The sequence below is a fragment of the Sporosarcina saromensis genome (assembly GCF_033253735.1).
Classification (GTDB): Bacteria; Bacillota; Bacilli; order Bacillales_A; family Planococcaceae; genus Sporosarcina; species Sporosarcina saromensis.
In genome coordinates, this window is record NZ_JAUBDI010000011.1 from 121,005 (window position 1) to 129,866 (window position 8,862).

7 protein-coding genes are annotated in these 8,862 nt (G+C 44.5%); 2 read left to right on the top strand and 5 right to left on the bottom strand.

What is annotated here, in order from left to right; all coding sequences use genetic code 11:
• Positions 1 to 18: 18 nt before the first annotated feature.
• The 5 genes from QT711_RS12455 to QT711_RS12475 form a co-directional block, all read right to left on the bottom strand.
• Entirely contained in the window at positions 19 to 582 is a 564-nt protein-coding gene (locus QT711_RS12455) for a lysophospholipid acyltransferase family protein (protein ID WP_317944714.1), read from the bottom strand.
• Positions 583 to 843: 261 nt separating this feature from the next.
• Positions 844 to 2,034 (bottom strand): acyl-CoA dehydrogenase family protein, encoded by a 1,191-nt coding sequence (locus QT711_RS12460; protein WP_317944716.1) that lies wholly within the window; start codon positions 2,032 to 2,034, stop codon positions 844 to 846.
• Positions 2,035 to 2,063: 29 nt separating this feature from the next.
• A complete protein-coding gene (locus tag QT711_RS12465) occupies positions 2,064 to 3,230 on the bottom strand; it encodes a saccharopine dehydrogenase family protein (protein WP_317944718.1) in 1,167 nt (388 codons plus the stop codon).
• Positions 3,231 to 3,366: 136 nt separating this feature from the next.
• Complete coding sequence (locus QT711_RS12470; protein WP_317944719.1) at positions 3,367 to 4,845, bottom strand: aldehyde dehydrogenase family protein; 1,479 nt, start codon at positions 4,843 to 4,845, stop codon at positions 3,367 to 3,369.
• A 150-nt stretch (positions 4,846 to 4,995) separates the two neighbouring features.
• Entirely contained in the window at positions 4,996 to 6,528 is a 1,533-nt protein-coding gene (locus QT711_RS12475) for a DHA2 family efflux MFS transporter permease subunit (protein WP_317944720.1), read from the bottom strand.
• Between the two features lie 236 nt (positions 6,529 to 6,764).
• Between QT711_RS12475 and QT711_RS12480 the strand changes: the two genes are divergently transcribed.
• Together QT711_RS12480 and QT711_RS12485 are read left to right on the top strand one after the other, a co-directional pair.
• Positions 6,765 to 7,667 (top strand): TetR/AcrR family transcriptional regulator, encoded by a 903-nt coding sequence (locus tag QT711_RS12480; protein WP_317944722.1) that lies wholly within the window; start codon positions 6,765 to 6,767, stop codon positions 7,665 to 7,667.
• Between the two features lie 169 nt (positions 7,668 to 7,836).
• Entirely contained in the window at positions 7,837 to 8,631 is a 795-nt protein-coding gene (locus QT711_RS12485) for a TIGR00266 family protein (RefSeq protein ID WP_317944723.1), read from the top strand.
• The last annotated feature ends 231 nt before the right edge of the window (positions 8,632 to 8,862 follow it).

Here is an 8,862-nt window from a genome sequence, read left to right on the forward strand (position 1 = left end):
TCAGTAGACGATCATTCGTTATGCAGAATGAATTGCGCGCTCCAACTTTTCAGAATAGGCCTGAAGTGAATTCTTATCACTCATCGTAACGGCGAACGGATCGCCGATTGTTATGATCGCTTTTCTGTATTTCCAAGCTTCCTTAAAGCTAGCAGGCCCATTGTAAGTGACAGGTACGATTGGAACTTTAGCTAAATTAGCAATTGTCACCGCTCCCCTTTTTACAGAGGTATCTTCTGTTGACCTTGTACCACTCGGAAAGATGCCAACCACTTCACCTGATTTCAGTAACTTAACAGGAATTTTTATACTGCTTGGCGAAGGATTTTCTCGGTCGATAGGAAATGCATGAATACTTGTCAAAAAACTACCGATTTGTTTTCTCGAGAACAATTCTTTCTTTGCCATAAAATGAATGGGCTTTGGTAATGAAATACCAAGTGCAATAATTTCAAGCCAGCCACGATGTGAGCATGTAATGATATATCCGCCACTCACAGGTAATTTATGCAGATCTTTCAACTCGATTTTAGCAATAAAAAAGAAAATCATTTTAGCGATAAACGCAACAAATTTATACATTGTATCCTCCGATTTGCAAGAGCAGTTTGTATGTCAATCCAATTATATACAAACTGTAACTATTTACAAATTGAAAGGAACAGTTACAGCTTTACCACAAATTACGCTAGATGGTCTCTTTAATCACTGAAACAAGTTTATGAGTGTAAATACGGATTTATTCGTTACCCTGGACCTGTTAGGGGATGGCATTTCAGTTTGCTAGGATCATATACAAAACGCCAAGAGCGATACGTCTCTTGGCGTTTACACATTTAGCAGTTATTCAAACGGCCACCCTGGCAGCATATGGCTCAGCTTTTTGTCTTCCCGGTAACCGAGTACATATTCAGCTTGCATAATCGTATGAATCTCACGTGTTCCTTCGTATATGACAGGTGCTTTGGAATTGCGCAAGAAGCGTGCAACCGGGTACTCATCAGAGTAGCCATACGCACCATGGATTTGGAAAGCATCGTCTGCCGCTTTATTCGCAAAATCACATGCTTGCCATTTTGCAAGTGACGTCTCACGCGTATTGCGGACACCTTTGTTCTTTAACTCACCTGCTCGATAGACGAGTAAGCGGCTCATTTGATAGCCTGCTTCCATATTCGCAATCATTTGTTGGACGAGTTGATGTTTGCCGATCGGCTTGCCAAACGTTTCGCGGTCATGACAATAGTTCACGCTTTCTTCTAGACATGCCATAATGAGTCCGACAGCCCCCGCTGCAACGGTAAATCGACCGTTATCAAGTGATGCCATCGCGATTTTAAATCCTTCGCCTTCTTCACCAAGAAGATTAGCAGCCGGCACCCGCATATCTTCAAAAAATAGTTCACCCGTATTTCCAGCACGGATTCCGTATTTCCCTTTGATTGCTTTGGATGAAAAGCCTGGCGTGGAACGTTCAACGATAAATGCACTAATGCCATGGTGCTTTTTAGATTTATCCGTATACGCGAAAACGAGGAAGTGGTCGGCAATGTCGCATAATGAAATCCACGTCTTCTGGCCATTAATAATGTAGTCATCGCCATCGCGCACTGCAGTTGTTGCCATCGCAGCAACGTCCGAGCCTGCCCCTGGTTCAGTAAGGCCAAATGCTCCCACTTTTTCACCTTTCGCTTGCGGGACTAGGTACTTCTGCTTCTGTTCTTCCGTTCCCCATTGCAAGATCGACATCGAGTTCAGCCCGATGTGGACAGAAACGGCCGTACGGAACGCCGTGTCCCCACGTTCCAACTCTTCGCAAAGGATGGCCAATGAATTGTAGTCCATGCCGCTACCACCGTATTGTTCTGGAATACAAACACCCATAAAACCTAGATCGGCAAGCTTCTTCCAAATCGCTTGGTCGAAACCACCTTCCGCATCCCAACGTTGGATGTGGGGCATAATTTCTTCATCCACAAATTGTCTTGCCGTCTTACGCAACATTTGCTGCTCATCTGTAAAGTCAAAATTCAACTTCTCCGACCCCTTTCCACTCTCCGCTATCAAACATGTGCTTCTTGGGTTTTTACCGTCTCTTCAATGATAACTCCGCGTTTTTTCATCTCTTCAATGTACGGTTCTCCTGGAACGATACATTCAGGAGGATGGACGCCACGCTTTGTTATCGTTCCATTGCCAATCATTTGGGCAACAACGGAAATCGTGTTTGCGGTCGCTCTTGCCATTGCGGTTTCATTCACCGTCAAATCCTTTTCCGTCACAAGATTATACTCGTACGTTGCAGGCATGCCATGCGCTTCGCCACTTACGATGACGCGAAGTAGAACCGCGTCAGATTTATCTCCTAAACGCAACTGGGGTGATAATTGCTCGCGCATGACGTCACGAACTTTTACGGACTGTCCATTGACTGTCACTTCGTTGTCACGGGACAACAACCCTAAGTCGACGAGCAGCTGGAATTTCTCTGCATGCCCTTTGTAACGGATTGTTTTGTATTCCAACGTTTGGACGTCCTTGAATGTCTTCGTCAATGTCGACGTACCGCCTGACGTATGGAACGCTTCCAGTTCCCCGTATTTATCAAAATGAATCGTTTCGACTTCAGACAATGAAGGAATTTCCTTCAGTTCGCCATTACGAATCACATGGGAAGGATCTGTATAGTGGTCGAATACCCCTTCTAGCGAAAAAACGACATTATAGTTCAGTGGCAGTTCCGGCTCAACTGGAATTCCCCCTACATAGAGCTTGATGGATTCGACTTTCTCCAGTTTTCCTGCGCCATACCCCGTTAGAATATTGATCATCCCAGGTGCAACACCTAAATCGGGAATAATCGTTACCCCTTTTGCTTTCGCTTCTTCTGCCAATTCCAGCACCGCGTCCGTCGCACCACCGATATGTCCCCCTAAATCGATCGAATGGACGCCGATATCGACGGCCATTTTTGCAACTTTTTCATTAAATGTATAAAACAACGCATTGATGACAACTTCCCCTAGTCCCATCACTTGCTTTAATTGCTCATCATCCGTCGCATCCAATTTAATGACTTCAAGCTTATCGGACTGCAGTTTTTCCGCAAAATCCTCCGCTTGCTGTGTATGCAAGTCTGCTAGATATACGTTTGTGACACCAGCACTTTGCACAAGGTCACGTACGGCCTCTTTCCCCATCAATCCTGCACCGAGTACGACTACTTTCATATGAACATCTCCCATTCCACTAGATTTCACCGAGACAACTACCTGTTTGCCTGTATCGAATCCCTTTCGGTAGTTTATGAGTCAATTACACTGTGCTCAATATACAAGAGCATCAAGCACCTATATCTCTACTGCTTTACTCCGTATCAATTTGCGCGCGTTGCAATTTTCCACTGAAATCAACATAAATGCTCTTCCACTCCGTGAACACGTCAAGTGCCGCCACGCCTGAATCGCGGTGACCGTTCCCTGTCCCTTTCGTCCCCCCGAACGGCAGATGGATTTCAGCACCCGTCGTTCCCGCGTTCACATAGACAATCCCTGTATCCAAATCACGTTGTGCGCGGAACACTTTGTTTACGTCTCTCGAGAAGATGGAACTGGAAAGGCCGAAAATGACACTATTGTTCACTTCGATCGCTTCATCCAAACTACTGACTTCAATTAGAGACACGACCGGACCAAAAATTTCTTCTTGTGCCAAGCGACTATCCCACTTCACATCCGTAAATAATGTCGGTTCGAAATAATGGCCGTTTGCTAAGTCCCCTTCTGTTAGCACATTGCCTCCTGCTAACAACTTCGCGCCTTCCTCTTTTCCGATTTCAACATACTTCTGGATTTTCTCGATCGCTTTTGCATTGATAACTGGTCCAATTTTGACGGACTCGTCCAACCCGTTCCCAATTGTTAACTGTTGCATAGAAGCTAACAGTTTCTCTTCCAGTTCCTCTTTAACATCTTTATGCACAATGACGCGACTACATGCCGTACAACGTTGACCCGCTGTTCCGAATGCACTCCATAAAATCCCTTCGACTGCCAAGTCAATATCTGCATCATCCATAACGATGACCGCGTTTTTACCGCCCATTTCAAGTGATACTTTCTTCAAATGACGTCCGCCTGTTTCTGCCACGTGGCGACCCGTATCTGTTGAACCTGTAAACGAAATGACACGCACATCAGGGTGCTCAATCATGGCCGTTCCCACTTCCGATCCAGATCCGAACACGATGTTGGCAACTCCAGCAGGCAACCCTACCTCTTCGAAAATCTTCGCCATTTCATAGGCCATCATTGGTGTTTCCGTAGCAGGTTTCCACACAAACGTATTGCCTGCAACGATTGCCGGAAACGATTTCCACGTCGCAATTGCCACTGGGAAATTCCACGGTGTAATCAAACCAACAACCCCAATTGGCGCACGGACGCTCATCGCAAATTTGTCTTGCAACTCAGAAGGAACTGTTTCCCCAAACAATCTTCGTCCTTCCCCCGCCATATAGAACGCCATGTCAATTCCTTCTTGCACTTCGCCACGGCCCTCTTCAATGACCTTCCCCATTTCTTTCGTCAACACTTGTGCAAGGTGCTCTTTCCTTTCTTTCATGACATTCCCGATTGCATATAAGTAATCCGCCCGTTTAGGTGCAGGTACGAGCGCCCAATCTTTCTGCGCTTTTTTTGCAGCCGCCACAGCCTGGTCCACGTCTTGTTTAGTTGATAAACGAACTTGCGCCAATTCTTCCCCGGTTGCCGGATTCGTTACCGCTGCAAATTCAGCACCTCCGTCTTCTTGCCAAGCTCCACCGATAAAGTTTGTCAAACGCATTTAGAAATTCCCCTTTCTAGTACACATAATTTATTGCAAACGCTTCCACTTTCTTCATTTCGACATAATCCTATTAGAATCCTTCATTTTCTCAGAATAAAATTAAAAATCCCAAGAAGTTTAAAACTCCTTGAGATTTTTTTCTGCGAATTATTCTTTTACCGGTTCTAGTGGAGATGAAGTGACTTTTTCACTTCCCTCACCTATTACAAAATCCGGCTGATTCGGTTTAACTCGTTTAACGAAGAACGCTAAAAATAACGCAACGACCGCGATAAATGCAGAGACGAGGAATGAGTAATTTATTCCTTCCAGCATCGATTTCAACATAATCTCTTGTTGCACCGCAGCTGCATCGCCACTTGTAGTACCGGAAGTAGCTGCTTCTTGTGCCAACTCCGCACCCGCACTCTCCATCCGTTTCGTCATAATCGTCAACAAGATGGCAGAGCCGATTGCGCCAGACACTTGTTGCAAGGTATTGTTCATCGCCGTACCATGAGGATTTGAACGCATCGGCAATTGGTTCATCCCGTTCGTCATAATCGGCATCATGACCATTGACATACCAAACATTCGCACAGTATACAAAGCCATTAAATAATAGTAGCCTGTATGCAATTCGAGTTTACTCAAATAGAACGTAGATATGACGGTAATGACAAGCCCTACGAGTGAAATGAACCGTGGACCATATTTATCGAAAATCTTTCCTGTAATCGGCGACATGAGGCCCATTACAATCGCACCTGGCAACATGAGGATCCCTGCTTCAAACGGGGAAATCCCTCGGACATTTTGTACATACAATGGCGTCAAAATCATACCAGAGAACATTGCGACAGACATGACAATTGAAATGATGGACGCGAGTGCAAACATCGGATGCTTATAAATCCGGAAATCGAGCATCGGGTCTTTCATTTTCAACTGACGGATGACAAAGAGCACGACAGATATTGTACCAATCGCTATTGTTCCGTACACAATTGGTGAGCCCCATCCTTTATCACCCGCAGAGCTAAATCCGTAAAGCAATCCACCGAATCCGATACTGGATAAAATGAGCGAGAAGACATCCAGTGTCACATCACGGTTCGGTGTAATGTTTTTCAGTTTATACAACGCTAACAAGATCGATAAAACCCCGAACGGCAAGACGATCTCAAACAGCGTTCGCCAAGAATAATGCTCAACAACCCAACCGGACAAAGTCGGTCCGATTGCAGGCGCCGTAAACATGACAAGACTGAACATCCCCATTGCTGTACCCCGTTTTTCAATCGGGAACGCGACTAGCATAACATTCATCAAAAGAGGCATCATCATCGCTGAACCGGAAGCTTGAATCATTCTGGCAACGATGAGTAAGCCAAAATTAGGTGCATAGATTGCGAGCGCCGTACCAATCGTAAACAACGTCATCGCCGTTAAAAACAATCTTCGGTTTGAAAACTTTTGGATAAAAAACGCACTTGCCGGAATCATGATCCCATTTACTAACATAAATCCTGTCGTCAGCCATTGGACTTCTGATGGCTTCACCGAAAACTCTGTCATAATTGACGGTAAAGCAATATTTAATAATGTATTGTTCAAAATCGCAACGAATGCTCCAAAAAACAAAATGGCAATCATGCCGTAAGGAGGCTTCTCGTGCATTTTCTTTAAATCAATTTCCATTTCCCATCCTCCATCTATTTTCTATTGAACGATTTTATAGTGGTTCGACTACCGCGAAGGTTATTTGTACTGAGTGTTCAACAATAGTATTATTTTATACTGACAGTCCAAATTACGCAAATACGTAAACGTTTTCATTCCAAAATATTTTTTTATCATTGCTACAACGCCTTATTTTCGTTACGATAGGAATTGAACTGGTAGTATAAAATGAATTTTACAAAAAGGTGATCTATATGAATGATCGAAAGTTGCATGTCCTCTTAACTGCCCAAAGACTATTTATTGATAAAGGGTACGTCACCACATCGATTCAGGACATCATCGAGGCTGCTCAAATCTCCAAAGGGACGTTTTACAATTACTTCTCTTCAAAAAACGAGTGTCTGATGGCCATTTTTGAATTTGCCCATGAAGAAGCGATTGTCCGTAGACGTGAATTAATGCACGGCAAGGACAAGCGCGATAAAAATATATTAGCGGAACAAATTTTGGTACGCATGCACGTCAACCGCGAGCATAATTTATTATCGATTTATGAAGCAGTCTTTTATTCTGGTGATAATGAATTGCGGAGCTTTGTACGCAAGCGGCATTTAATGGAGTTGAAATGGCTAACAACCCGACTTACCGACGTTTACGGCGAAGAAGCAGAACCGTATGTACTCGATTGTGCGGTCATGATTTTAGGCGTAATCCAACACCTCATACACTTCTTATCTTCTGCAACAGAAGCGATTGCGATCGACGACTTGGTCCACTTCACGATTCGACGCGTTGACGCCATAATGGAGGATATGATTCGGAATGAAGATACGTTGCTTGGCAATAATTATTTGGCTGCTTTAACGATTGCTGCTGAAACGCCGATATCTAGGACAGACTTGTTAGTGGAAAAGCTTCAAAAGTTTCTCGTGCGCGTTGAAAAAGAGGAGTTATTTGATGCGATTCAAATGACGCAATTTCTCTTGGACGAAATGAATAAAACCAATTCGAATTTAGTCGTCATCGAAGCACTCATTCCGACTTTCCAGAAGTTGTTCAAAGGGACACGGCTCTACTATCGTTCGACAGAAATTGCCACTCTTCTTTTGCAATATATTGATATTGAGAAAGGGACAGTTCCGCCAACCAAGTAACTTGTTAGGCCTCCAACTGTTGGTGATGGCGATGAATGTCCCATTTGCGAGCCGCTACATGGAGGTAACGCGGTAAGGTTCATGGTCTTCTATTTTATTAAAGATAAAATGAAACTTCCGGTATTGTTTTTACGTAAAATCAGATACAAATACGAGGAGGTTACGAGTGATGAACAATCATGAAATTGATTACAAGTTATATGGCGACGATATGCAGTTTGTGGAAGTGGAACTTGATCCACAGGAGACGGTTGTAGCAGAGGCCGGGTCGTTAATGATGATGGATGATAGCATCGTCATGGAAACGATCTTCGGAGATGGTTCAAGCAATTCGGGTGGAGGCTTCATGGGGAAACTGATGGGCGCAGGTAAACGTCTGTTGACCGGTGAAAGTTTGTTCATGACTACATTTACGAACAACGGAACGGGTAAAAAGCATGTTTCATTTGCAGCGCCTTACCCTGGTAAGATCATTCCACTCGATCTTAGCGAGTACAACGGTAAAATTATTTGTCAAAAAGATGCGTTCCTAGCTGCTGCTAAAGGGGTTTCTGTAGGCATTGAACTTCAACGCAAACTCGGAACCGGGTTCTTTGGCGGCGAAGGATTCATCATGCAAAAGCTTGAAGGAGACGGCATGGCATTCGTTCACGCAGGTGGAACGATTATCGAGAAAACACTATCCGCCGGCGAAACGTTGCGTGTCGATACAGGTTGTCTCGTCGCAATGACGCAAGACGTAGATTACAACATTGAAATGGTAAAAGGTGTGAAAACCGCATTATTCGGTGGAGAAGGCCTCTTTTTCGCTACCCTCCGCGGACCGGGTAAAGTATGGATCCAATCCTTACCGTTCTCTAGACTCGCAAGCCGCGTCTTCGCAGCAGCACCACAAACACCAGGCGGCTCTCAAGATGAAGGCAGCATCGCAGGTGGATTGTTCAACATGCTCGGCGGGAAATAACTGTAAACTCAAAGCGCCCAAAATACCGGGCGCTTTCTTTCTATTTGAAATTGTTTTGGTGCCTGTCCCCGAAACGATTCAGAATCGTTCCGGGGACAGGCACCTTAAAAATCGAGTAGGAGGGAGTGATTAACTCCCGTCCTCTCACACCACCGTACGTACCGTTCGGTATACGGCGGTTCAATAACTTAAGTACCGACGCTCATACAAGTGATTCAAGTCTTTCAGACC